The following is a 25,669-nucleotide window of genomic DNA, read 5'->3' on the forward strand; positions in this document are numbered from 1 at the left end:
CCATCGGCCGCATCGTGGACCTCTACTCACCCCAGGAATGCTCGAACTATTTTGCAGCCGCTGGTTACGATGCAGACTGATCAGAAACCGCTCTAGGCCGCGTTCGTGGTCTGTAGGGCAGGCATGCCCCTTCTCCGTCAAGTATTCACTTTAAGCGCGTCAGGTTTAGTCATTGCGGCAGGCAGCCAGATCACGACCGTCGGCGTAACGGCCGGTCTTGCGCAGCTTCGCATCTGTGTCATCTCGCCCCTATCGAGAATGTCCGCTTGAGGGAGGAGGCACCGGATAAGACCGCTATCGACCGACTGTGGAAGGGCGGCTTCGTGACGTCCGCTCGCCCCTCGAGAATGGCACGACGTTGGAGTTGGCTGCACATACCGCGGTATTGGCGATTTCCCGCTCTCGCTTGCCCCTGCGCCCGCCGCTTCGGCGTTCGTTTATCGAGCTATATTGCCTTAGCCTCCATCCCGACGCCGACCATCGGCTTGATCTGCTGCGGTGTGGCATGAAGCGTTCTGAGGGCGCTCAGCTGACAGATGGGGTCGACGCCATACATCTCGTCCTGGTTCAACGGCTTGGTGTCAGGGGTGGCCTAACTGGCGCCGCGACCTAAAAGAGCCCGATGGCTGGCCTGTTCAATCGTCTCTTACCGTCCAAACGCTGGACGCCGTCGCGGTATCGGGCGTTGCTGCGCGCGCGCGGGCCGCGATCGACGCAGTTCCGGACGCGGGGTGCGATCCTTGCGGGGGCGATCCTGATCGGGATCGTCGCGACGCTATTTGCGGAGGCGGCCGATTGGGCGGGCGAGGTTTTCAGCGACTTTGCAAAGACATGGCATTGGTTGCCGCTGGTCACGACGCCGCTGACGTTCATGGGGCTGGTCTGGCTGACCCGTCGCTATGCGCCGTTCGCGCGGGGATCCGGGATTCCTCAGGTGATCGCGGCGCAGGCCAATCCGAATGATGCGACCGGCACGTTGATCTCGATCCGGACGGTGGCGGCCAAGGCGGTGCTGACGATCGGCGCGGTACTGGGTGGCGCATCGGTCGGCCGGGAAGGACCGACCGTCCAGCTGGCGGCGGCCGTCATGGGATTTACGCACCGTCTCGTCCGCGTGCCGTTGCGGGGCGGGGTCCTCATCGCCGGTGGTGCCGCAGGCGTCGCGGCGGCGTTCAACACGCCGCTCGCCGGGCTGCTGTTTGCGATCGAGGAGCTCGCATCCGCCTATGAGCAAAGGGTGACGCTGCTCGTCCTTGCCGCGATCGTGATCGCCGGGATGGTCGCGCAGTCGGTGCAGGGCGACTATATCTATTTCGGTGCGATCGGCGCGCATATGCCGCTGCTGTCCGCGCTGATCGTCGCGCCGGTCGCGGGCATCGCGGGTGGCATGACCGGCGGGCTGTTCTCGCGCATTCTCCTGGCGATGGCGGTCAGCCGCAATCGCGTGACGGGATGGACGCGCGCGCATCCCGTCACGTTCGCCGGTGTCTGCGGGGGCGTCGTTGCGGTACTCGGCGTCGTGACAGGGCTGACGTGGGGAACCGGCTATGCCCCGGCGCGCGCGATGATCGTCGGCGTGGATGCGCCGCTCTGGTTCGGGCCGGCCAAGCTGGTCGCCACCGCCGCGACGGCGATCGCGGGCCTGCCGGGCGGGATCTTTGCGCCGTCGCTCGCCGTCGGCGCTGGCGTCGGCAATCTGCTGCGCGAGATCTTCCCCGGCGAGCCCGCCAGCGCGATCGTGATCCTGGGCATGGTCGCCTATTTCGCGGGCGTCGTCCGCGCGCCGCTCACAGCGGTCATCATCCTGTCGGAGACGACCGCGAGCCGCGGCCTGATGCTGCCGATGTTCGCGACCGCGTTCATCGCCGATGCGGCCAGCCAGTGGGTATGCCGCGAGAAGCTTTACCATGGTCTATCGAAGACCTTCGCCATGACGGAGACGACCCGATCCACCTGAACCCTGCAAAATTCGGAACGCTCCCCCGGGCGTGGATGGCCAAGGCCACCGAAAGCGTCGACCATGACGGCATCCTGCGACAGATTGCCGAGGAAGCGGGGTGGTCGGGACGCTACGCCTTCCTGATCGTCATTTCGGCCGCGATCTCGTTGCTCGGGTTGCTGATGCCCTCGGTCGCGGTGCTGATCGGCGCCATGCTGCTGTCGCCGCTGATGATGCCGATCATCGGCCTGGGTTTCGGCATCGCGACGCTCGACTTCCACGAGATACGCCGCGCGGCGACCGCGTTGATGCTGGGGGCGGCCATCGCGGTGGCGCTGTCGGTCGTGCTGATCCTGCTCTCCCCAGTCCAGACGATCACGAGCGAGATCGCCGGGCGGACGCAGCCGACGCTGTTCGACCTGCTCGTCGCGCTGCTGTCGGCCATCGCAGGCGGCTATGCGCTGATCCGGGGGCGCGGGGGTACGGTCGTCGGCGTGGCGATCGCCATCGCCCTGATGCCGCCGCTGGTGGTGGTCGGGTTCGGCATCGCGACGTGGAACTGGGTGGTATTCTCGGGCGCGTTGTTGCTGTTCCTCACCAATGCCATCACCATCGCGCTGACCGCCGCACTCGTCGCGCGCTGTTACGGGTTCGGCAGCCACCTGTCGCCGCACCATACCGGGTGGCAACTCGTGCTGTTCGCGGTCGCGATCGGGGTGCTGTCCATTCCCCTTGGTGCCGGTCTGCGCCGGATCGCGTTCGAGGCGGTCGCCCAGCGGCAGGTGCGCGATGCACTGGGCGAGGATTTTCCCCCGGGCGCGCGGCTGAGCCAGGTCGAGATCGACCATGGCGCGAACCCGGTCCGCGTTCGCGCGGTCATGCTGACGCCGCGGATCAAACCGGGCGCGGATCGCAAGCTCGCTGCGGACCTTCGCCAACGATTGTCGCGGCCGGTCGATGTCCATGTCGACCAGGTCCGCATCTCGCCCGAGACCGGCGCGGTCGAGGCGGCGCAGATCGCGCGGGCGGGCAATGGCGATGCGCTGCGCGTTGCACGCGAGCGCGATAGGGCGATCGCGGACGTTGCGCTGATCGCGGGCATTCCCGTTTCATCGGTGCAGCTGGATTCGGCGGCGCGAACGATCCGCGCGACGGCGGCGCCCCTGACGGGGCTTGGCATTGCGGGCTATCGCGATCTGGAACGTCGTGCGGACGCGGTGGTCGCCGATTGGCATGTCAGTCTCAATCCCCCGAACGACGTGGCCTTGCCGGACGTCGGTATCAAATCCGGCGTCATCGACGATCAGACGCTCGGCGACGCAGCCTGGGTATCCGCCCGGTTCGCGCGGGCGGTCGACGTGCTGGGCGGAACCCTGCGTCAGCGCACAGCGATAGCACAGGGTATCGTCGCACGAGAGGGCAGGGCGGCCGCCGGGCGTGCGGGCGGTCGCTTGCGCCTGATATGGTCAGTCGACACGGACTCATCTCCGGCGGAAACAGGCGAGCGCGGCGCATAGCCGCTCCGGCGGGAAAGATTGCACGGATGTAATGTTCGAAACAGGCTGCGCCCATCATCCGGGTCCAGGAAGGAGCATCTGCTTCTAACTGAACAAGGACATGGATCGTGATATTCAAGCGTCGCCTGACTGTACGTCCAATGATCGCTGCCGTCGCGCTTGGCACAACCGCACTCGTCGGCGTCGCGGGTGGGGCGATCGCTGCGGACGACGGTCGCGTAAATATCGCCGACCGGTTCATTGCATCCGGTCCTGCTGCCGTCGCGTCGACGGGTGTGCACGCCTCTTTGTCGGATATGGTCGAGGCCGTAGGACCGAGCGTCGTTCAGATCCAGGTCAAGCCCGCGGCTCTTCAGGCGTTGCCATTCGAGCCGACCCAGTTCGGCTCAGACGATAGCGAACTGGCCGATCGTCTGGGGCAGCTGTTCGGCTTTGGCATGCAGGATCGTCACGGGCAATTCGAAGCGCCGCAGCGGCAAGGCCCGCAGCGCGGATCGCTCGGTTCGGGGTTCATCGTCGATGCTTCCGGGATCGTCATCACGAACAACCATGTCGTCAACGGCGCGGACCGCGTCACCGTTCAGATGTCGGACGGACGGGAGTTTTCCGGTCGCGTCCTGGGCCGCGATGCCAAGATCGATGTCGCCGTGGTGAAGATCGACGGGAAGGGCAGATTCACCCCGATCAAATGGGGTGACAGCGATCATATCCGGGTAGGCGATAGCGTGTTTGCGGTCGGCAGTCCCTTCGGTCTCGGCAATACCGTGACGTCCGGCATCGTGTCTGCCCGCGGCCGTGAGATCGGGGCCGGGCCCTATGACGATTTCCTCCAGGTCGACGCTGCGATCAACAGCGGCAACTCGGGCGGGCCCTTGTTCGATGGGGCAGGCCGGGTCGTCGGCGTGAACACCGCCATCTTCTCGCCGACGGGCGGTAACGTGGGCATCGGCTTTGCGATACCCGCCGCAATGGCACGCAAGGTCGCGCTTCAGATTGCGCAAAACGGCCACGTGTCGCGGGGGCGGATCGGCGTTTCCTTGCAGGACATGTCACCGGAGATCGCGCGTGCGATGGGCTCGGACGTCACCAAGGGCGCGCTTATCGCCGAAGTCGAAGATGGCGGGGCCGCTGCCCGATCCGGCCTGCATCGCGGCGACGTCGTTCGACGCTTCGGATCCAGGCCGGTCGATAACGGGCGCGACCTTGCCCGGGCCGTAGCAGAGGCTCGGATCGGTTCGATCGTCCCGACGCAGGTGGTGCGTGACGGCCGTCAGGTCTCCCTGAACCTGCGCATCGCCAGCGAAACGTCGGGCCAGTCCTGAGCGTGTGGAACCGGGGGGCGGTACACGCGTCCGCTCCCTGAACACCTGAAAAGGATTATCGCGCGCTTGAAGCTGCTCCTGATCGAAGACGATGCACAAACCGCTGAGTATGTCCGCCGCGGGCTGGTGGAGCTCGGACACGCGTCGGATCATGCCGCCACCGGTATCGACGGTCTCACTGCGGCTATCATCGGCAAATACGATGCGATCATTCTGGACCGGAACCTGCCCGGGCTCGACGGACTTTCGGTGCTGAAGTCGCTGCGCGCAAAGGGTGACCAGACGCCGGTGCTGCTTCTGTCCGCGCTGGGGCAGGTGGACGACAGGATCGCAGGGCTTCAGGCCGGCAGCGACGATTACCTCGCCAAGCCGTTTTCGTTCGGCGAACTCGTTGCCCGTCTGGAGGCGATCGTGCGGCGGCGCAGCGATACCCACGCCACGCAAGGTACCAGGCAGACGGGCTCGTTGACGCTCGACCTGCTCGGCCGCACGGCCATGCGCAACGGCAGACGTATCGAACTGCTCAACAAGGAGTATCAGCTGCTCGACTATCTGACCCGCCATGCCGGGCAGGTGGTGACGCGTACGATGCTGATCGAGGCGATCTGGGATTATAACTTCGATCCGGGGACGAATGTCGTCGATGTCCATGTCAGTCGTCTGCGTGCCAAGATCGACGGTCCGGAGGATGTCCCGATGATCAGAACGGTGCGCGGCTCCGGCTATCGACTGGATGCTGTATGACGATGCGCTTGCCGTCGACGGCCGCCCTGCGCGGCGCGCTCTGGATCACGCTGATCGCACTCATCGCAACGGGGATCGCCCTGAGCGTTCAATATGTCCAGACGATACGCCTGCTCGACGCGCGTGCCCAGGCGGCAGTCGACGACGAGACGGCGGGCCTTATCGAGCGCTATCAGAGTGAGGGCCCATTTGCCGTCGCGCAGTCTGTGTCGCGTGCGGTCGGGCGCCCGCGCGTCACCGATTTCATCTATCTGATGACGGACGCGTCGGGACAGCCGGTTGCGGGCAATCTCGCCAAATGGCCTGACGAGATCGACCGCACGGGGTATCGCACCTTCGAGACCCAGGTCGCGACGACACGCGGCAGGGTGTTCGAACGACAGGTCGCCGCGCGCACGGTGCTTCTCGGCAACGACTATCGACTACTGGTCGGCAGCCTCTCGGACGATCGCCGCCTGCTGCATGACCGCTATGTATCGGCACTGGCCTGGTCACTGACCGCCACCGGAGTGATCGGCCTGCTTTTCGGCTTCTGGTACAGCCGGCGCGGGCTTGCCTTTCTCGATGCCGCCAGCACGGCCGGCGATCGTTTCCGGGCGGGACATCTTGACGAGCGCTTGCCCGTGACGGGGCGCGGCGACGAATATGACCGGCTTGCAGCGACGCTGAACCATGGCTTCGCGGAGATCGAACGCCTGGTGGATTCGCTGCGAACCGCGACGGATGCGCTTGCTCATGACCTGAAGACGCCGCTGACGCGGATCCGGTCTCGGCTCGAGCTTGCAGCACTGGGCGGGGGGCATGGTGACGCGACATCGGATATGCGCAGCGATCTCGACGCCCTGCTTCGCACGATCGACGATACGCTAAGACTGGCCCGTGCCGAGACGACGATGGCCAGCGAGTTCGGTCCTGTCGATCTGGCCGCAATCGTCATCGAGGCCGTGGAGCTTTTCGAGCCCGTGGCGGACGATCGCGGACTGGATCTGACAATCGAAACGACGCCGGTGACCATAAGGGGCGTTCGTTCGCTGTTGGGGCAGATCGTCGCCAATCTGCTCGACAATGCGATCAAATATACGCCGCCCGGCGGGTCGATCCGCGTGACTCTTGGGCATGAGATCAATGGGTTCACGCTCGTCGTGGCAGATACGGGACCGGGTATACCGGCTGACCAGCGCGAGCATGTCGTGACGCGCTTCGTTCGGCTCGACACGAGCCGGCATTCCGAAGGTTCTGGCCTTGGTCTCAGCATCGCACAGGTCGCGGCCCGCGTTCATGGCGCATCGCTGACATTAACCGACAACGCGCCGGGTCTTCGTGCGGCGGTACACTTCCCGAGGACACAGGAAATCGTCAGTTGAGACGCCGTCAAACATGACAGCTTCATGAACTTATCGCGAGCCAGGACCCAAAACATCTGAGTGATGTTGGTGGCTCAAGGTCGGCGCCGGGTCGTCCTCATGATAGGGGGCTCCCTGGTGGATCAAACCGCTTTCCTGATCGGCTTCAGCGTGATGTCGGTCGCGTCGCTGGCCATATATGCGACAGGTAAGAAGACGCAGCCGTCGGGCCATCATACGCTCCTGCACGCCAGCGTGCCGTTCATCGCGGCGACCGCGTATCTCGCAATGGCCTTTGGCATCGGCACGCTTATCAACAGCGACGGTTCGCTGACATATCTGGCACGCTACGTGGATTGGTCCGTGACGACGCCGATCCTGTTGTCGGGTCTCGTGCTGCTGGCTTTTTACGAGCATGGAAAGACGGGTGAGCTTGGTGGGTATCTGACCTCGGTCATCGTGCTCGATGTCTTGATGATCGTCACGGGGCTGATATCGTCGCTTGCCGCACCATCGATGGCGAAATGGATCTGGTACGGATGGTCCTGCGTCGCGTTTCTGGGCGTCCTGTATCTTCTATGGGGTCCGCTGCGATCACTGGCTCTCAGCCGCGGCGCCGCCTTGGGAACGGCCTATGGCAAGAACCTCACCTTCCTGACCGTCATCTGGTTCCTCTATCCGATCGTCTTCCTGATCGGACCGGAAGGCCTCAAACTGATCACCGATCCTGCATCGGTCTGGGCTTTCCTGGTAATGGATGTGATCGCCAAGGTCGTCTACGCATTCTACGCGGCAGCCACCCTCGACAAGGCGTTGGCGCAGGATGACGGCGAACGCGGCCACCGGGCATGATACGGCGCGCCCCAGCCCTTGGCTGGGGCTTCCTTCTGGCGGGGGCTTTGGTCGCCTCGTTTTGCGTGCTCACCGTACAGCTCGCGTTCGCAGCCCTTGCTGTCGGAGTCGTTGGCATGGCGCACGGTGCCAGTGATCTCGCTATCGTCGAGCATCGGCGGCGCCCGGCATTCCTGATGCTGTACGTATTTGCACTGTTTGTCTGTCTCATGTGGTGGATCGTCGATCCTGCGATCGCACTCCCTGCATTCCTGCTGGCGTCGGCAGTCCATTTCGGCCTTGAGGATGCCCCCGCGAGCAGGTCGTTCGAAAGGATTGCCCGCGGCATAAGCCTGGTCGCCACGCCTGCGACGCTGCACGCGGCAAGCCTCACCCGCATTCTCGATCTTGCCGGAGTTCGAGAGTCCGGTGCGCCGGCCATGGTCAGCATTTTGGCAGTTGCGGGTGGCGTAGCAGCCGTCTGCCTGGTGATCATCGGCGCGGCGCGCCATGATCGACGTCTTCTGGTCGGAACGACCGCGCTTCTCATTCTGCCCCCGCTCGTCGGGTTCTCGGTCGGGTTCTTGGTGCTGCACGCCGTGCCGCAGACGAAAGAGCGTCGAGATCGGTTGCGGTGCGTGACGACCATTGCGTATCTCCGCGCCACGGGCCCGATCCTCGTCCTGGCTGTGCTGCTGGTCGGAATCATGGGCGGAGTGCTGCTGCGATGGGACCCCTCGGGCGTGCGGTCACTCTTTGCCGGCGTCGCGGCACTGGCGATGCCGCATCTGCTGGTGACGCCGTATTTCGACAGGGTTGCGCGGCGATCCGGGTTGATGGGGCTGCCACGTGCCCACAGGGACGTGATGCGTGCTCATGTCCTTGAATGACTTCAGGCTGTCGGCAGAGGCCGCGATGTCGTCGAATCAGATGGCAGCATGCCGCCTGATCGTGCCTCTGGCGGGCCAGTGCCTGCGATAGGCGTCGTTGAATGCCGTCAGGTCGTCGGGATCTTCCATGGACGTCGCCACCCGCTTCGCGTGGCGGTTGGCCCAGTGCTCGATCTCCCGACGCGCAGCCGGCAGGCTTGCGTGCATCGCCGCAAGCGTAGCCGTCAGTCGCAACGACACCTCGACCTCTGCAATCCCTTCGCGCAGGATCGGGCCGAAGGCATCACCGAGCATATCCTCCATGGTTGGCTGGCCGATGTGAACCCGTGGGGAGTCCGGCTCCTTGTCGACACGCGCCGCACCGGGGCTCAGCGTGAGGAACACACGAAGCAGGGCATTGAGAACCTCGATCCCCGTTCCTGGATCATTGGTCGCCGGAGCCAAGGCCCGGCTGGCAATTTCGGACAGCGCAATCAGCCCCAGTCGAGGATCCTGGTCGAACGAGCGATGCCGTTCGATCGTGAACGTCTTGACCAGTTCGCTTCGGATGCCGTCGTCGATCTTTCCCGAGACCTGCAGAAGCGTACGCGCGGGATGCATCATCGCGCCAGGCAGGACATCGACATACACCGTCAGGTCATTGCGGTCAGCGATCGTGCCAAGTGCGGTGATGTCGATATGCGTGACATATCCGGTCTGCACCGCGGTGACTGTGACGGCATCGGCGGGGATGGCGACAGCCGCACGGCCGCCAAGATGAGGGTGTGCAGCAAAATCCTGCATTGCCTGGGTTGCGGCCTCCTCGACGCGGTCGATCACATCGGCCATCCGTCCAAACGCCGTGATATGACCGATCCAGCGCAGCAGCGTGCCGACCACCAGCAGGATGATCAGCACGGTCGCTGCGAACAGGATGATCCGGCCGTCATGGCCATAGGCGCTGGTGTTCAGGCCAACGATCCCGACCATCGAGAAAACAAAGGCGCCGAGGAAGGTCGACAACGCGTTCTGCGACGTCGGATCGCTGACCATCAGCTGGGTCGCACGCGGCGTCGCCAGCTGCGTTGCGGAGGAGTAGGCGCTGACCATTGCGGTCAACGAAAAGGTCGTGACCGCCAGCATGCTCGAGGCCATGATCTGAAGGATCGTGCCGACAGATTGCTGCCCGATATCGGCATCGAACGTGTACGGCAGATACGGCGTGACAAAAGCGGCGAGGATCGCCAGCGCGACGCTGAGCAGGCTGATGATCGCTGCCCGGAACCAGACCTGCCGGACGATCCGGCTCAAAATCCATGTCCATTGCGTCATTTAGCGCTCCTTCAGCTGGCTGGTAGCCGAATAGCCACGACGACAACAGCGCGGTGATCCGGCGGCTCCGCTCGAACTGTCCGCAGATCATCTGTGCGAAGCAAAACAAGCCCCGCCTCGATCACATTCAGCGACTGGCGCCGGGAAGATCTTACCTCGTGACGGGGCGCCGGAGCGTGACCTCCTACTCAGTGCAGCTGTGTCGGATCGATCACGACGTGACGGATTTTGGTACGGTTATGCGTGTAGGTGACGTGGACCAGTCCATCGCGCGTCTGGATCACCGCCGGATAGGCATAGCCGTCGGGTAGCGGCTTGCTCTCGAGTGTCAAAGCGTTGCGCCACCGCACGCCGTCGTCGGACAAACCGATGTTGAGCGGCCAGCGTGCGCCATCGCCCGGCCGCTCGGGTAGATGCGCGCTGTGATTGTAGACGATCAACTGGCGCCCATCGCGCAGTGTCACCGCATCGGTACCCGCATTGGGATTGGGCAGGTCGATCGCCGCGATTGGCGACCAGTTGCGCCCGGCGTCGCGTGACCAGCTCATCGCAAGCGCACCCTGCCGCGTCCGCGCCACCAGCTCCAGTCGGCCGTCGCGGTGAAACAGGATGCTCGGCTGGATCGCCTCGATGTGCATCGGTGAGGCCACCGCGTCGCCGACCTGCCAGCTTCTCCCGCGATCGGTGCTCCGCTCGATCCGGATCGACCAGATATTGGCCTCTGCGCTGCCTTCCTCGCGGCTCGACGGCGACACCCAGCTGCCGTCCGGCGCAACGACGGGCTTGTTCTTGATCGGTCCCAACACGCCATCCGGCAGGCGCTGCGGCCGACTCCAATGTCGTCCGCCATCAGTCGAGCGGATGACCATGCCCCACCACGCCCGCGGATTCGGCCCGACCTTGTAGAAGAGATGCAGGGCACCGTTTGCAGGCTGAAACAGCACCGGGTTCCAGGTCGGAAATCGCTGACCGTCCGCCGACACACCATCAGCGACTGCAACCGGGGTCTCCCAGCGCGTCGCGCCGCGTCGTGCGAACCAGATACGGACGTCAGGCTGGCTTTCGCCGGAACCGCCGAACCAGGCTGCGGCCAGCGTCCGGTCAGGCAGTTCGACGATCGTCGAGGCATGCGCCTGCGGATAGGGCGCATCGGCATATATATATTCCGACGATATGATCGGCGACCGAAGCGGGGCCGCAGCAGCCGACGGGGCATGGCTGATCCGGGCTTGCGCCGCGGCGCTGACCGCGAGTGCGATTGCCGCGACCTTCACCATCTGCGCCAGAAATGCCCTGAATTTCATCGCTGTACCCCAACAACGTTGCGGGTACGCGCAGACCCGTGTTGCGCGAGCCGGATAGCATGGGGTTTCCAACCGAGCCAATGGCGGCTGATGTGCGCGATGGTCCGTGTTCGTGGTCTGCCTGACCGTTCGATTTGGGAGCGCACCGCCCGCGCCATAGTCTAGAAGCGGCGTGGTTCGTGTCCGATCAGGTCGCACGTGCCCCGAAAGCCATAATCACTCATGCCCGTGACCGTGATGCGGCCGCTGCGCCGATCGATCACGAGCCGTGGCTTGTTCAACCCGTTCAGGCGGTAACTCGCGCGGACCGTATCTGGGCTGACCGACACGTCGGACAAATCCCACCATCCCTGATTGCCACGGGAATTGATCGGCGGGATCAGCGACTTGGGTAGCCGGATACGTCCACCACCTGCCCAGGTCTGTACCATGAGCGAGGCATCGAAGACCTCCTTCCTGGTTTCGGTGTACGTGCCGGACTCATAGCGGTCACGATCACGGTTCCAGTTCCAGGTCGTCCCGCTCGCAAAGCCGGTTTTCGATCCGTCCCCAAAACACACGAGCCCGAGTTCGACGTTTCTGCCGTCAACAACAGGTCCTCCCGAAGGATATCGATCCTGACCGCCGCCGGGGCCCGCTGGCGCGCGTCCATAGGCCAGATCGGGGTCATAGTCGGGACGCGGTCGTGGCGCAGCCTGACCACCATGGCCAAGGTCGGGGCGGAGGTTCGCGGGCTTCCTGCAATCGGGGGAGGTGGTCGGCTGGATGGAATTGTAGCGGCCTTCCATCGTCGCAATGCTCACGCACTGGCGGCGATCGGCGTTCCACCAATAGGTATAGACGCGATCGTCGCCTTGCTCACCCCGGATGTTGACGTAGCCGCGTCGTTGCAATTCCATCTCGGCCTGACCTGCACGGGCGCCTACCATGTCCTCGAGACCCGTGGATTGCGCGTGGGCAATCGTGGGAAATGCCAAGCCCATGACAAGGGCGGTCATAGTCGTGGACAGGCCAGACGGACAACGCATCGCGATTCTCCCGCTCGTTCGAAATCACCTCATCATCAGTTGAACGATTGTATAAAAAGGAGGCGACGGCGTCCATCGCTGTCAACGGCGTTCGGCCCCCTACTGCCGATGCGAATTGCGGAGCGAGAATGCTCGCTTGGACCAAAGAGCCGCTTGGTCGGTGCTGGTCTTCATCACATACGGCAGGACCCGCGATAGTGCGTCTTCGGCAAGCACTAGGGGGCTGACTCTAGCACAAGGCAAGCCGTTGCGATCGACGTCCAGATCGAACATGATGAAGCATGGATTTCATGAAGTGGCTCAATTCGCTCGACGAACTTCTGTACGAAGTGATGAGCTGGGTGGTCTTCTTCCCCCTTACGCTTTGGCAGGCGCTCTTTCGACCGATCCGTACAATGGAGGAGATCGAGCGCGAAGCCGCGCTGCCCGACGATGAACGCTACGCGTCGATACTCAGTCCGCCCCTGTTTCTGGCTCTCACGCTGTTGCTGGGGCACAGTGTCGCTACGGCGTTGGGCCAGACCGACGAAATCATCGCCAATCATCATGGTCTGGCCGACCTGGTCAACGACAATGCCAGCGCCCTGGTCCTCCGCGTCGTCGTTTTTGCGGGTTTCCCACTCTTCCTGGCAGCCCGCATGGTGCGCCAACGCAGGATCAAGCTTGATCGCAATTCCCTGCAGCAGCCATTTTACGCGCAATGTTATCCGGCGGCCGTCTTTGCGCTGGGTCTGAGCGTCGGCAGCAGTTTCGGGATGGACCATCATCAAGCGACGCGCATGATTGGACATTGGCTCGTCGGATCGAGCATCCTGAACTTCTGGATCGTCGAAACGCGCTGGTTCGCGCAGGTGTTGGGGATCAGCCTGGTGCGCGCGACCTGGAACGTCCTTGTCGGGCTGCTGGAAGGTGCGACATTTCTGATCGCGGTGGGCTTTTTGTTCACCCGCTAGAGCAGATTTTGCGATCAAGGGAGAACCGCCCGCCCCACGCTTGCCAGGCAGTCCTCTAAGACCTGCGAAAGCATGAACACAGCAATGGCGGTTAGAGCGCACCTCCCTCGGCCAGCGTCTGGAGCTGATCGGCCATCGCGCCCCAGCCGGCTTCGAAGCCCATCGACCGGTGGCGCTCCCACGCTTCATCGGTCCAATGGCGTGCCGCGGCGGTAAAACGCGTGCCGTCCCCGTCTTGCGCGATCTCGAACAGGCCGACCATGAACGGCCCACTGGGCTGCCAACCCGCTGTAAAAGCATCGGTGAATACGAAGCGGCGGTTAGGCTCATAGTCGAGGACTACGCCCTCATTAAGGATCTCCTCACCGTCGGGGCCATGCATGACGACCAGGCTACGGCCTCCGGGGCGCCATTCGATCTCGCGTGCTTCGGCGCGCCACGGTCGCGGACAGAACCACTCCTCGAAGCGATCGATCAATGTCCGCCAGACATCCTCGACGGGGGCAGCGATGCGGCGCTCGACGCTGAGTTCACGAATATTGCTCATCGTTTCTCTCCTCGGCACAATAGGGTTACGTAGCGCTTCAGGTGCCGCACGCTCTCGCGCGCCGCTTGCGGATCACCAGTTGCCTTGGCGACGACGAAACCGCCCTGGAGCACCACTTGAAAGTGGAGCGCGAGGCTCGCTGCATCGACGTCGGCAACGCCATGATCAGCCAGCGCTTCGGCAACGTCGCCTTCGAGCGTGCGCGCATGGCCGACGATTGCCGCCTCAGCAGCGCGCGCAATCGCGGGGTGTGATTGATGCACCTCCTGCGCGAGCGTGCCAGCCAGGCAGGTAAAGGCGTCAGTGCCGCCGTCGATCAGCGCCTCGCGCAGGTCAAGATAGCCCAACACGCGCGCTAGTGCCGCGGGTTCGCGATGATAGTCCGCATCGGCGAAGAGCGGCGTCGTGATCGCCAGCCAGTGGCCGGCGGCGGCCACCCCCAGCGCTTCCTTGGAAATAAAATGGTGGAAGAAGGCGCCCTTGGTGACCCCGGCAGCCGCACAAAGCTGGTCGACGCTGGTGGCCGCAAAGCCGTTGCGGCGGATGAGCGCCACGGCAGCGTCCAGCAGCTTGTCGCGAGCGGTATTGGATGATCCTCGACTCGTCATAGTGCCGGCATACCAACCGGTCGGTATGCCGGCAAGGATCATTAAGACGGTGTTCGGAAGCGATCGTCGCAAAGGTCGGGATTGAAAGTCGGTGCCCCTATCGAATGGTAGGAGCTGAGGGGGGCGAACGCGTCGCGAATGTGCGGGCCCGGGTCCATGCACCCAGCCGTCGGGACCAGTACACAGGTCGTACGCATTCGACCGGGATTGCCTAAAACGCTATTCAGCGCAGGTCGCCCTGCCGTTGGGGTCAAGGGCACAAGCAGCCACCCTTATAAGCGCGATAATGGCGGCTGCAGTGCGACCTGGAAGCCCATGGCTAAAGCGCACGGAATGATCAGAATCTATATCTGCTAACTCAGGCCAGTGGCGGATAAGCCGTGTACGTCCGGAAACCTCCCCCGATCGACACGGCCTATCCACCCACCGACGGAGCTTACGTCGCCTGGTTCGACGATACCGGCTTGGCGGTGACGTCGAAGCGGTCGGCGTTCATGACCTTCACCCAGGCACGGATGAAGTCGCGCACGAACTTTTCCTCGTGACCGTTCTCGGCATAGACCTCGGCCGTCGCGCGCAACTGCGAGTTCGAGCCGAAGACCAGGTCGGTGCGGGTCGCCTGCCACTTCTTTTCACGACCGCCGCGATCATAGCCGATGAACTTCTCGTCGCTCGACGTGTCGACCAGATCCCAGAACGTGTCATTGTCGAGCAGGTTGACGAAGAAGTCGTTCGTCAGCTGCCCCGGACGCTTGGTCAACACGCCATCGGGCGCATCGCCGAAGTTCGCGCCGAGCACGCGCAGGCCACCGACCAGCACGGTCATTTCCGGCGCGGACAGGCCGAGCAGCGAAGCCTTGTCGAGCAGCAGCTCCTCGGTCTTCACCGGGTGACGCGTCTTCAGGTAGTTGCGGAACCCGTCGGCCTGCGGCTCCATCCACACGAAGCTTTCGACATCCGTCCACTCCTGCGTCGCATCGCCGCGGCCGCCAAGGAACGGTACCGCCACGTCGTGCCCGGCGTCGCGTGCCGCTTTCTCGACCGCTGCCGAGCCTGCCAGCACGATCGCGTCGGCCAGCGACATGCTGCCCCGCAAGTCGTTCAGCTTTGCCAGAACCTGGCTGAGCTGCTCGGGCTCGTTGACCGGCCAGTCCTTCTGCGGCGCGAGCGCGATGCGCGCGCCGTTCGCCCCACCGCGGTGGTCCGACCGGCGATAGCTCGACGCCGACGCCCAGGCGGTCTTGACCAGCTGGCCGATCGTCAGCCCGCTCGACAGCACGGCGTCCTTGAATGCCGCGACGTCAGCGTCCGACGGTACGGTGCCTTCGGGGACCGGATCCTGCCAGATCAGCGTCTCTTCGGGAACCTCGGGCCCAAGGTACCGGACTCGTGGCCCCATGTCGCGGTGCGTCAGCTTGAACCACGCGCGTGCGAACGCGTCGTCGAGCGCCGCCTGGTCGTCGCGGAAGCGCAGCGCGATCTCGCGGAACTCGGGGTCGACCTTCAACGCCATGTCCGCGGTGGTCATCATCGTCGGCACACGCTTGTTTGGGTCGCGTGCGTCGGGGGCCATGTCCTCCGGTTCCGGGTTGACCGGCTGCCACTGCTTCGCACCTGCCGGGCTTTCGGTCAGCTCATAATCGTATTTGAACAGCAGGCGGAGATAGTCACCGGTCCACTTGGTCGGGTTGTTCGACCACGCGCCCTCGATGCCCGAAGTCGTGATATGGCCCTGGCCGATTTCCTCGCTGTCGGTCAGCCAGCCGAGGCCCTGCATATGAACCGATTCCGAAGACGGGGCCTTGAAATGCGGTGCCGGCTTTGCACCGTGCGCCTTGCCGAAGGCATGACCGCCCGCAGTCAGCGCCACGGTTTCCTCGGAGTTCATCGCCATCCGCTGGAACGTCGCCTTCATGTCGCGTGCGGACATGAGCGCGTCGGGCTCACCGCCCGGGCCCTCGGGATTGACGTAGATCAGCCCCATCTGGATCGCGGCGAGAGGCCCTTCGAGCTCGGGCATGTCCTCGCTGATGCGCGTCTGCGCACCCTCGTTAACCCAGATCTCCTCGGCGCCCCAGAAAGTATCGCCCTCGGACGCGAAAACGTCCTTGCGACCGCCAGCAAAGCCGAACACCGGCCCGCCCATGCTCTCGATCGCGACATTGCCGGCGAGGATGAACAGGTCGGCCCAGCTGATGTTCTTGCCGTATTTCTGCTTGAGCGGCCACAACAGGCGACGTGCCTTGTCGAGGTTGCCGTTGTCCGGCCAGGAATTCAGCGGTTCGAAGCGCTGCTGACCCGACGACGATCCACCACGGCCGTCCGTCACCCGGTAGGTGCCGGCGGCATGCCATGCCATACGGATCATGAACGGGCCGTAATGACCATAGTCGGCAGGCCACCAAGCCTTGCTGTCGGTCATCAGCGCCGTCAGGTCCGCCTTGAGCGCTGCATAGTCGAGTTGCTTGAACGACTCGGCATAGTCGAACTCGTCGCCCATCGGGTCGGGAGAGACGCCGTGCTGATGCAGCATGTCGATCGGCAGCGCGTCGGGCCACCAATCCTTGTTCGTGCGACCGAGGAGCGAGCGGGCCTTAACCTCGCCGCCACCCTGGGGGCCCATTGGGCAACCGCTTGCCTTAGGCTGTTCGTAATCGGCCATCTTGGCGTCCTCTCCTAATGAGTTTTACCACCGTGCTGGTAAAATGCCGGATCACGGGTACATTTGTCCAATCGATTATACGGGCGACAGCTATCATCGCACTCGATCACAGAGGGTCGTGAGCGTGTCGTCTGACGGCGCGTACATTCGCGATGATCCGGGTCATCATCATCGTCAGGCCGACGGACGTCGCGGCAACTGATATGATCAAGGTGTCGCCAAACTTACATTTACTGCGGTTAGAGGATGGGCGTCTTTAGTCTGGTTCAGAGTTTTTCGTCGTGACCGCGCCCCAAGTCCGCCCGATAGATCGTTGGTTCGTCGGCCTCGAAAAGCGCGGCGTGTTCGCAGACCCGACCAGCCGTGAGGGACGGAACTTCGTCTATCGCCGCAGCACGGCGGGTGCATCGCTGCAACGTGGCCTGCTCGTTCCGGCGTGGATCGAGAGCGCAAGACCGGGCGCGGGCGATCCCCGTCCGCACGACCCGATCAATCCGCAATACGACCCGGCAACGCCTTCGGCACCGGCCCCGATGCAAGGACCTCTGTAATGAAAATCGCGTTCTACAAATTCCTGGGCGGCACGGCGTTTGCTGGCGCGATGCTCGCGGTCTGCAGCACGCCCGCTGCGGCGCAGGAGGCGCGCAACGTCATCCTCTTCCTCGGCGATGCGGGTGGCCTGTCGACGCTCGGCGCCGCTGGCATCCTGGCGCACGACCGGCCGCAATCGCTGTTCATCCAGTCGATGCCCAACGTCGCGCTGTCGGATACGTCCGCGCTCGATCGATGGGTGACCGATTCCGCGGCCGGGATGACCGCGATCATGACGGGGAACAAGACGAACAACGCGATGGTGTCGACGACGCCCTCTGGACCGGGCGGCCGCGCGATGCCGGTCAAGACGCTTCTCGAATATGCCGAGCAGCGCGGGCTGTCGACGGGTGTCGTCACCAACATGAACATCTGGGATGCGACTCCGGCCGCGACCTTTGCGCATGTCGCCGCCCGCGCGGACAAGGGCGAGATATTCCGTCAGATGCTCAAGCCCCGCTTCGGCGACGGCGTCGATATCTTGATCGGCAAGGGCCGCGGCGACGCCGTCGCGACATTCGCCGGCCCGGGGACGAGCGCCGAACAGGCGTTTAGGACCGCTGGCTACCGCTTCGGCGAGGATCCCGCGCTGGTCGCCCAGGCACCGCGGACCGCCGTGCTGCGCGATGCCGACTTCGCGCCGGTTCCCGCCGTGGAGGCAACCGTCGCGCAGCTCGCCCGCAACCCGAAGGGCTATTTCCTGATGGTCGAATGGGACATGCACACCGACGATCCCAAGGCAGGCCTGCGGCATGTCGTCGAGATGGACGACATGATCCGCCGGATCAGCGCGGTTGCCGGCAAGGACACGCTGATCCTGTTCACCGCGGACCACAGCTTCGGCCTGCGGATGACCGGCGGCAAGCGCACGACGCCGCTCGCGACGCAATATGATCCCGATGCGAAGTCGGTGATCAGCGTCGAGCCCGGCCATACCGGCGAAGAGGTCGTCGTCGCCGCAAGCGGCCCCGGTGCGGACAAGGTCCGGGGTTTCATGCCCAACACGCGGCTCTTCGACATCATGCTGTCGGCATTCGGCTGGAAGAAGGACAAATGATCCGCCTCTGCCTGCCTGACGGCCTTATTCGTTCCCGTATCGCGACGCGTATGATGAGGGATTAGAGGCCGAAAGTGGTCAGCCCAACGATGAATGAATGGACGAAGCTGGGGAGCGGGGTGAGGGCGCGCGTGATGTTCGGCAATGCGCCGTCATGCCTTATCCTCACGTCTGCAGCCGGCCCGAGCTGTCCTGCAACAGCCAGAAGCGGGTATATCGTTGCAGGCGCGGGAGAATGATCCACTGCAGGGTCGCGGTGAGCAGCAGGGACGAGGGCAGGAGTTGCAGCGGCAGTGGTGCGTCCTTCAACACCGTACGAACCATCATGCTGATGAGGAGGAGGACCGGGAAAACCGTCAGCCATGTCGTCACGAACCGCTTCCACTTGCTGGCACTCGCATCGCTCGGCAGCTCGAAGGTGACGCCGTCGCCAGTTTCGAGCTGGCGGAGCGCGGTGGAGAAGCGGTCCGCGACGGCGACATGCGCGCGCATCTTGGGGTCGTCATGCCATGTATCGGCTGCGGCGCGATCGTCGAAGCGAAAGAGCAGGTGCTGAAAACCGGCGGTCTGACCGAGCCGAATCGCAGCCCGATACCCCGGCGCCGCACGGGCGTGCCGGTTCAGTTCCTCCACCCAGCGTTCGAAATCCTGCTCGTGGCCGGCACGGATGGCCCGGCTGGTGATGATCGTGGCGGTCTGGTCAGGATCGATTGGCATAATGGCGAGAACAGACGAGGCGGCCGGTACGTTGCGCGGCCGCTTCGTGCATTTTGCCCGTGTCGACTCGCATCAGGACAGGCCTGTCAGCTTTAGCGCCTGACAGACCGTATAGCGCGTCACCGGACCGCCGCGTGCCGCCGTGAGGCCACTAGCAGTGCACGCGGCGATCAGCGCGCCAATCGTCGGGCGACCGTCACGATCGCCGCCGTCGCGGCGATAGGCGGTGATCGCATCCTGGATGCACCGGATCACCGGTTCATTCCGTTCATAAGCCCGGGCGCGGCGATCGCCATGCCGGAGCGCCATATCTGCAATGCCATCCATCATCGTCGACGGTCGATAACCGATTATCGCGACGGGATCATCATCGTCCGACACAAGGCCGGGACGTGTGGCCCGTGCCATGATCAAAACGGCGTTGAAGGTTCCCGCGCGACTTTATAATGGCACCGGACCGGTTACTTCGGTCACCTCGCGCCCGGCAATTGTGCCCGGCAGCCCGCATGCAGGCAGAGCGTCAGGGTCTTACGTTACAATGAATTATCGCCATTCCTTCCATGCGGGCAACAGTGCCGATGTCGTCAAGCACAGCCTGCTGATCGCGCTCGTGCGGGCCCTGCAGCAGAAACTGGGCGCGCTGACGCTGATCGACACGCATGCCGGCTGCGGGCTGTACGACCTTGACGGCGAGGACGCGCAACGCACCGGCGAGTCCCTACAGGGCGTGCTGCGGGCCTTTGCCGAGCCGAACCCGTTGCTGGACGACTACCGCGCCGCCGTACAGGCGGTGAATTCCGGGACCGAACCGCAATTCTACCCCGGCTCGCCGCGGATCCTCGCGCAGCTTCTGCGCCCGCAGGATTTGCTGATCCTGAACGAGAAGCACCCCGAGGACGCCTATACCCTGCGCGGGGTGATGCGCGGCACGCCCGCTGCGGTGCACGAGCGCGACGCCTATGAGCTTTGGCTGGCGCTGCTGCCGCCCCGCACCGCGCGCGGCGTGGTGGTGGTCGACCCGCCGTACGAACAGCCCGATGACCGCGACCGTATCACCGCGACCCTCGCCGCCGCGCACCGCAAATGGGCGCATGGCGTGACGGTGATCTGGTATCCGCTGAAGGACCGCGCCACGCATACGCGGTGGACGGGGCAGTTGCGCAGGCTCGGTATCCCCAAAGTGCTGGGGGTGGAGCATTGGCTGTACGATGCCGATCAGTCCGGCATCTACAACGGCGCGGGCCTGTATATCGTCAACCCGCCCTACGCCTTCACGCAGGCGCTGCCGCCTATGCTCGAAGCGCTGCGCGCGGTGCTGGCGCCGGAGGGGCATAGCGGCGAGATCACCGCCGCGTGGCTGGGCGATTAGCGTAAACCCGCATCGCCCCGCTCTGCCCGGCCGCAAGCGGCCGGGCCGCCAACGTCAAAAGACCGGACGTTCTGGCAGGCAATTCGCATCGTCGAGAGCGGCCGTCCGTTGAGTACGATCATTCCCGATTCTCCAGCTCCGGTCGGCGATTTCGGGAAGATCTATTGGGACCAGTAATCCGTGCCGCCGGGGGGCGCCAAGCTGCTGACGGTTCCGAAGCCGGCCTCAGGTTTGTCGTTGCCGAAGCGCGGGGGTTACGATCGCACGGCGAGATCGTTATAGGTCCGTAATGAAGATCGCTGCAATTTCCGACATTCACGGGAATGTCGCTGCCCTCGACGCAGTTCTCGGCGACATCGCCACCCGGCACGTGGACCAGATCGTGAACCTCGGGGATATCTGCTCAGGGGCCCTGTTCCCGCGGGAAACAGCCGATCGACTGATGCCTCTGGGATTGCCGACTATACGCGGCAATCACGAACGTCAGATCTCGGAGCAGCCTCGCGAGCGCATGGGATTGTCCGATCGCCACGCCTTCGACCAGCTGAGCGCTGAACAGCGTGCGTGGCTGACAGCATTGCCCACGACCATGCGCCTGTCCAAAGATGTGCTGCTTGTTCATGGCACGCCGGACAGCGACCTGAGCTATTTTCTAGAGACGGTGACGGGGGCGGGGCTTCGTCAGGCCACTCGGGAGGAAGTTCGACACCGTGCGGGAACTGTCGATGCGGCCGTGATCCTCTGCGGCCATACGCATCTCCAGCGGGTGATGACGCTCGACGACGGGCGCATGATCATAAATCCGGGAAGCGTCGGTCTTCCGGCATATGACGATGACCGACCCTACGCTCACCTGGTGGAAAGCGGATCGCCGCATGCGCGCTATGCCGTCTTGTCCAACGAAGGTGATGGCTGGGCGGTAGAGTTTCTGTCCGTCGATTATGATTGGGAACAAGCGGCCCGTGATGCCGAGGCGAATGCCCGTACCGACTGGTCCAGACCTTTGCGAACCGGTCGGGTCTAGCACGAGGGTATCGTATTTCTCGATGCGAAGTGCGTTTCGGGAAACCGTGTCGCTTCTCGAAATCCGGTCCTTCAGGGAACGGCATCAGCGCCGAGCCTCCCCAAAGCCAATTTTCCGCAGTCGCCGACCAAGCGTCACGTGTGAGCTCGACGCCATCAACGTTACCGGCATCATCGTCAGGCAGCGTATGCGCCGCCGGGTTATTGGTCGCGTCTTGAAGCCTGGCACCGAAGACATATCGCAGGGTCGGGTCCGTTGCCGGGGATGCGTGTTGGGTCCATCGTTCTTCCTTTTCTGCCCTGCGGGAACTTACGAGCATTCGTTGACGCCATCGACGTATCTGGCCGTCAATGCTCTGACTTGGCTGAGAATTTTGTACGTAAACATGTCAAAAATTATGACATATTCGTTCAAGGGCACGAGCACGGCGCTACGGGAATAATTGCGATGATTGTTGCGGCGGCAAACCGATAAGCAACATTCGCTAGGCAAGATTTCGAAAATATGGTGTGGATACGGCAACGTCGAGGAATGCCACGGCAATCATCGACCGTACGTCTTGATCGAGGAATCCAATGCGCGCGTCAGTGTTACAGGCGTCCGCTGCGGTCGGAACCGCCCTGCGCGGCAAGCATCCGAACGCCCCGATGCCTGCTCGCCAAAGCAGCGTGCCGACACCGAGGGGCCGCTCCGGGTTGCGAACCGCCACGGGCGACATTCACGAACGCCGGCATCGTCATCCCGTGCTTTCGCGTCGGGCGGCAAGCACGGCCGACCGGGACGAATATCGTCTGCTTCTCGGCCACACATATGGTTTCCATACCGTCGTCGACCCCATGCTCGGTGTCGGCGGTGGACTGACCGGCTGCCTCGTCTGGGACCTGCCCGAACCAGGACTGAGTGCCGGTGACTGGAGCAGGGGTGACGTCGGGCTGGACACCAACCTACCCGACGCTGCCGTGCAGGACCGACCTGCTGCAAAGGCAGCGGGGGTCTCTATGTTTGCGGCGTATGAGAAATGGATGTCGGCATGACGAAGCAGTTGGACGGTGCCGTCGATCTGACCAACTGCGATCGCGAGCCGATCCATATTCCCGGCTCGATCCTCCCCCATGGTGCGATGCTCGTGGTCGATCCTGCAACGATGCTGGTCGAGCAGGTCGCAGGCGACACCCTCGGCCTGTTCGGCAGGGATGCAGCGTCGCTGACCGGGCAGGGCCTCGTGGACTTGTTGAATGCCGAGCAGCTTCAGCGGCTTCGCGAGTTGCTGCAAAGCTCCAGCCTCGCGCGCCCGCGTCACCTGCTGGATCCGTTGCTGCGGGTCGTCCCAGACCGCGCGATCGATGCCAGCGTCCATCTGAGTGATGGCGCGCTGGTGATCGAGGTCGAGGATGCCGACCTGAGTGACCGTCATGCCGTCGATCCGCTCGCCTGTGTCCAGGAAATGTTCGACGGACTTGGCGACGCTCCCGATCTCCAGGCCTATTGCCAACTGGCTGCCGAGCGGGTGCGGGCGGTCGCGGGCTACGACCGGGTGATGGTCTATCGCTTCATGCCCGACGATTCAGGCTGGGTGTTCGCCGAAGCCCGGCACGACGACATCACGCCATTCCTCGATCTGCACTACCCAGCGTCGGATATCCCGAAACAGGCCCGCACGCTGTATTTGACCAGCTGGCTGCGTCTGATCACCGAAGTCGATTACACGCCCGCGCCGCTGCTGCCGTCGATCAATCCGCGCAGCGGCCTGCCGCTCGACATGAGCCACGCGACCCTGCGTGACGTGTCCCCGATCCACCGGGAATATCTGCGCAACATGGGCGTCGACGCCTCGATGTCGATCTCGATCATCTTCGAAGGCAGGCTTTGGGGGCTGATCGCCTGTCACCATCATACGCCGCGCCGCCTGCCGCGTCATCTCCGCGGCGTCTGCGAGCTGTTCGGATCGATGTTCTCGCTGCAACTGGAAGTGCGGCTGCGCGCCGAGCAGCTCGAGGCCCGGTTGCTGTCCCGCAAGGCACTGTCCGGCATCATGCACGCGCTGGCGAGCGAGGACGATTACGGGGCCGGGCTGGTCGCGCAGCAGCAGCAGCTGCTCGACTACATAGAGGCGGGTGGTCTTGCGCTGCGGGTGGGGCAGACCCGTGGCGGTGTCGCCATCCGCGTCAACAGCGGCATCACCGCGTTGGGCAATACGCCCGATGACGACCAGATTGGCGCCCTGACGGACTGGCTGACCCTGCGCATGGGCACGTTCGAAGGGGTGTATGCCACGGATCGGCTGGGCGAAGATTATCCGCCGGCCAAGGCCTATGCGGAGATCGCCTCCGGGTTGCTTGCCGTGTCCGTCTCGCGCGAACCGCGCGACTTCGTGCTGTGGTTCAGGCCCGAGGTCGTCGAGACCGTGCAATGGGGCGGCGATCCGAACAAGCCCATGGAGGTCGGTCCGAACGGCATCCGGCTGACGCCGCGGAAATCCTTCGAGGCATGGACCGAGACCGTGCGCGGCCGGTCGACCCCCTGGTCGCCGTCCGACAACGATGCCGCGTTCGACCTGCGGGTGTCGCTGCTGGAGGTCGTCCTGCGGCGGATCGATGCTGCCGCACGCGAACGGTTGCGCGCCTGGCAGCAGGAACAATTGCTGATGGCCGAACTCGATCACCGGGTGAAGAACACATTGGCCAGCATTCAGGCGATGGTGGCGCAGACAAGCCGAAGTGCGTCCTCGCTCGCTGCTTTCACCCATGGGCTCGACCGGCGGATCCGGTCAATGTCGCGCGCGCACAGCCTGCTCACGCAAAGTCGATGGGAAGGCGTGTCGCTCATCGTGCTGATCCAACAGGAGCTAGATGCGTATCGGGCGGAGCATGCGAACGTCACGATCACCGGTCCGGATGTGATGCTTCTCCCCAAGGCGGCACTGGCGCTGTCGCTAGCGATCCACGAGCTTGCCACCAACGCCGGCAAATACGGGGCCTTGTCGGCCGCCGGCGGTCATGTCGACATTCGTTGGCAGTTTGACCCGCAGGCCGGACTGGAGCTGCGATGGCAAGAAAGCGGCGGTCCTCCGGTCAGCAAGCCCACACGGCGCGGTTTTGGATCGACCTTGATCGAGCGGGCCTTGGCGCTGGAAACGAGCGGATCTTCGACCCTGACGTTCGACCCGGGCGGGGTGGCGTGCGCGATCGTCATGCCCGCGTCGGTGGCGCAGTCTGGCGGCACCGCCTCCCACGCCTCTATCGCCCATGATGCCCCTGCGAAAGTCACAGACATTCCTACCGACAATCCGCCGCGGATCCTGATCGTTGAAGATTCAGCCATGGTGCTGATGCTCATCGAGGATGTGGTCATCGATTTGGGCTGGGACATTGTCGGTCCCGCGATGCGGCTGCCGGAAGCCTTAAAGCTTGCTTGCGAGGCGGCGATCGATGCCGCGCTCGTCGACGTCAATCTCGATGGCGAAATGTCGTGGGACGCTGCTGCCATCCTGGAAGATCGCAAGATCCCGTTCGTCTTCACCACCGGCTACGACAGCGCCACCGTCCTGCCGGAGCGGTTCGCCGGCCATCCCGTCCTCAACAAGCCGTTCTCGGCCGAAGACGTTGGACGCACGTTGCAAACCTTGTTGAGCCGGCACTGAGCGTGCCGCGGGTGAATGCCGGGCAGCGTATACTGATCGCCCATACCTGGCCGCGACCAATTGCGAACGCTCGTTCATGCTTGGCGACACCGTTGAAAATTGGCGAGCATCCAACGATGATCGACTGCGGTTCCTGCGATTGCTCTCTTTGCAGCAAGCGCAATGTCACAACCGTCCGAGACTGTTGAAAAACGCGTGCTTGCGACGACGAGGAAGGCGTGATTCACTCCTGCCAGGCGGCGGGAGTATGGACATGATGGGTCGGCAGGTGG

General features: G+C 63.8%; 22 protein-coding genes. 14 read left to right on the plus strand and 8 right to left on the minus strand.

Going from position 1 to position 25,669, the window contains the following annotated elements; translation table 11 throughout:
* Positions 1-622: 622 nt before the first annotated feature.
* The 7 genes from FHY04_RS21735 to FHY04_RS21765 all read left to right on the plus strand — a co-directional run bounded on the left by FHY04_RS21735 (position 623) and on the right by FHY04_RS21765 (position 8,586).
* Positions 623-1,957 (plus strand): chloride channel protein, encoded by a 1,335-nt coding sequence (locus FHY04_RS21735; RefSeq protein ID WP_183937914.1) that lies wholly within the window; start codon positions 623-625, stop codon positions 1,955-1,957.
* Between the two features lie 35 nt (positions 1,958-1,992).
* A complete protein-coding gene (locus tag FHY04_RS21740) occupies positions 1,993-3,456 on the plus strand; it encodes a DUF389 domain-containing protein (RefSeq protein ID WP_183937916.1) in 1,464 nt (487 codons plus the stop codon).
* Between the two features lie 140 nt (positions 3,457-3,596).
* Complete coding sequence (locus FHY04_RS21745) at positions 3,597-4,778, plus strand: trypsin-like peptidase domain-containing protein (RefSeq protein WP_183937918.1); 1,182 nt, start codon at positions 3,597-3,599, stop codon at positions 4,776-4,778.
* 66 nt (positions 4,779-4,844) lie between these two features.
* Positions 4,845-5,522, plus strand: coding sequence for a response regulator transcription factor (locus FHY04_RS21750; protein ID WP_183937920.1), 678 nt, complete (start codon positions 4,845-4,847; stop codon positions 5,520-5,522).
* Positions 5,519-6,886, plus strand: coding sequence for a HAMP domain-containing sensor histidine kinase (locus tag FHY04_RS21755; protein WP_183937922.1), 1,368 nt, complete (start codon positions 5,519-5,521; stop codon positions 6,884-6,886). Before FHY04_RS21750 ends, FHY04_RS21755 begins: the two co-directional genes overlap by 4 nt.
* Positions 6,887-7,003: 117 nt before the next feature.
* Positions 7,004-7,717 carry a bacteriorhodopsin gene (locus tag FHY04_RS21760; RefSeq protein WP_183937924.1) on the plus strand — a complete coding sequence of 238 codons (714 nt, stop codon included), beginning with the start codon at positions 7,004-7,006 and terminating at the stop codon, positions 7,715-7,717.
* On the plus strand, positions 7,714-8,586 hold the full coding sequence (locus FHY04_RS21765) for a Brp/Blh family beta-carotene 15,15'-dioxygenase (RefSeq protein WP_183937926.1): 873 nt from the start codon (positions 7,714-7,716) through the stop codon (positions 8,584-8,586). The genes FHY04_RS21760 and FHY04_RS21765 overlap by 4 nt, the downstream gene beginning before the upstream one ends.
* A gap of 36 nt (positions 8,587-8,622) precedes the next feature.
* Here FHY04_RS21765 and FHY04_RS21770 read toward each other — a convergent pair whose 3' ends face one another.
* The 3 genes from FHY04_RS21770 to FHY04_RS21780 form a co-directional block, all read right to left on the minus strand.
* On the minus strand, positions 8,623-9,897 hold the full coding sequence (locus FHY04_RS21770; RefSeq protein ID WP_183937928.1) for a DUF2254 domain-containing protein: 1,275 nt from the start codon (positions 9,895-9,897) through the stop codon (positions 8,623-8,625).
* A 188-nt stretch (positions 9,898-10,085) separates the two neighbouring features.
* On the minus strand, positions 10,086-11,201 hold the full coding sequence (locus tag FHY04_RS21775) for an exo-alpha-sialidase (RefSeq protein ID WP_260171728.1): 1,116 nt from the start codon (positions 11,199-11,201) through the stop codon (positions 10,086-10,088).
* A gap of 161 nt (positions 11,202-11,362) precedes the next feature.
* Positions 11,363-12,199: a hypothetical protein gene (locus tag FHY04_RS21780; RefSeq protein ID WP_031393622.1), complete on the minus strand. Its 837-nt coding sequence runs from the start codon at positions 12,197-12,199 to the stop codon at positions 11,363-11,365.
* Positions 12,200-12,510: 311 nt separating this feature from the next.
* Here FHY04_RS21780 and FHY04_RS21785 point away from each other — a divergent pair, with 311 nt between their 5' ends.
* On the plus strand, positions 12,511-13,182 hold the full coding sequence (locus FHY04_RS21785) for a hypothetical protein (RefSeq protein WP_056674245.1): 672 nt from the start codon (positions 12,511-12,513) through the stop codon (positions 13,180-13,182).
* A gap of 91 nt (positions 13,183-13,273) precedes the next feature.
* Here FHY04_RS21785 and FHY04_RS21790 read toward each other — a convergent pair whose 3' ends face one another.
* The 3 genes from FHY04_RS21790 to katG all read right to left on the minus strand — a co-directional run bounded on the left by FHY04_RS21790 (position 13,274) and on the right by katG (position 16,960).
* Positions 13,274-13,729: an SRPBCC domain-containing protein gene (locus tag FHY04_RS21790; RefSeq protein WP_031438921.1), complete on the minus strand. Its 456-nt coding sequence runs from the start codon at positions 13,727-13,729 to the stop codon at positions 13,274-13,276.
* Entirely contained in the window at positions 13,726-14,379 is a 654-nt protein-coding gene (locus FHY04_RS21795; RefSeq protein ID WP_260171729.1) for a TetR/AcrR family transcriptional regulator, read from the minus strand. The genes FHY04_RS21790 and FHY04_RS21795 overlap by 4 nt, the downstream gene beginning before the upstream one ends.
* Before the next feature lie 394 nt (positions 14,380-14,773).
* Positions 14,774-16,960 (minus strand): catalase/peroxidase HPI, encoded by a 2,187-nt coding sequence (gene katG / locus FHY04_RS21800; protein ID WP_260171730.1) that lies wholly within the window; start codon positions 16,958-16,960, stop codon positions 14,774-14,776.
* 320 nt (positions 16,961-17,280) lie between these two features.
* Here katG and FHY04_RS21805 point away from each other — a divergent pair, with 320 nt between their 5' ends.
* Together FHY04_RS21805 and FHY04_RS21810 are read left to right on the plus strand one after the other, a co-directional pair.
* A complete protein-coding gene (locus tag FHY04_RS21805; RefSeq protein WP_183937933.1) occupies positions 17,281-17,550 on the plus strand; it encodes a hypothetical protein in 270 nt (89 codons plus the stop codon).
* Positions 17,550-18,647 (plus strand): alkaline phosphatase, encoded by a 1,098-nt coding sequence (locus tag FHY04_RS21810; RefSeq protein ID WP_183937935.1) that lies wholly within the window; start codon positions 17,550-17,552, stop codon positions 18,645-18,647. Before FHY04_RS21805 ends, FHY04_RS21810 begins: the two co-directional genes overlap by 1 nt.
* Before the next feature lie 165 nt (positions 18,648-18,812).
* Here the strand turns inward: FHY04_RS21810 and FHY04_RS21815 are convergent, their stop codons facing one another.
* Together FHY04_RS21815 and FHY04_RS21820 are read right to left on the minus strand one after the other, a co-directional pair.
* The gene (locus FHY04_RS21815; RefSeq protein WP_183937937.1) at positions 18,813-19,364 is read right to left on the minus strand and encodes a hypothetical protein; all 552 of its coding nucleotides are present in this window, start codon (positions 19,362-19,364) and stop codon (positions 18,813-18,815) included.
* Between the two features lie 72 nt (positions 19,365-19,436).
* Entirely contained in the window at positions 19,437-19,619 is a 183-nt protein-coding gene (locus FHY04_RS21820) for a hypothetical protein (protein WP_183937939.1), read from the minus strand.
* A 283-nt stretch (positions 19,620-19,902) separates the two neighbouring features.
* On the opposite strand from FHY04_RS21820, the gene FHY04_RS21825 reads away from it, so the two are divergent.
* The 4 genes from FHY04_RS21825 to FHY04_RS21840 all read left to right on the plus strand — a co-directional run bounded on the left by FHY04_RS21825 (position 19,903) and on the right by FHY04_RS21840 (position 25,397).
* Positions 19,903-20,733: a 23S rRNA (adenine(2030)-N(6))-methyltransferase RlmJ gene (locus FHY04_RS21825; RefSeq protein WP_183937941.1), complete on the plus strand. Its 831-nt coding sequence runs from the start codon at positions 19,903-19,905 to the stop codon at positions 20,731-20,733.
* Between the two features lie 289 nt (positions 20,734-21,022).
* Positions 21,023-21,757, plus strand: coding sequence for a metallophosphoesterase (locus tag FHY04_RS21830; RefSeq protein ID WP_183937943.1), 735 nt, complete (start codon positions 21,023-21,025; stop codon positions 21,755-21,757).
* A gap of 575 nt (positions 21,758-22,332) precedes the next feature.
* The gene (locus tag FHY04_RS21835) at positions 22,333-22,791 is read left to right on the plus strand and encodes a hypothetical protein (RefSeq protein ID WP_183937945.1); all 459 of its coding nucleotides are present in this window, start codon (positions 22,333-22,335) and stop codon (positions 22,789-22,791) included.
* Positions 22,788-25,397 (plus strand): HWE histidine kinase domain-containing protein, encoded by a 2,610-nt coding sequence (locus FHY04_RS21840; protein WP_183937947.1) that lies wholly within the window; start codon positions 22,788-22,790, stop codon positions 25,395-25,397. The genes FHY04_RS21835 and FHY04_RS21840 overlap by 4 nt, the downstream gene beginning before the upstream one ends.
* Positions 25,398-25,669 lie beyond the last annotated feature (272 nt).

This window comes from Sphingomonas sp. BK481 (assembly GCF_014194875.1).
GTDB classification, from domain to species: domain Bacteria; phylum Pseudomonadota; class Alphaproteobacteria; order Sphingomonadales; family Sphingomonadaceae; genus Sphingomonas; species Sphingomonas aerolata.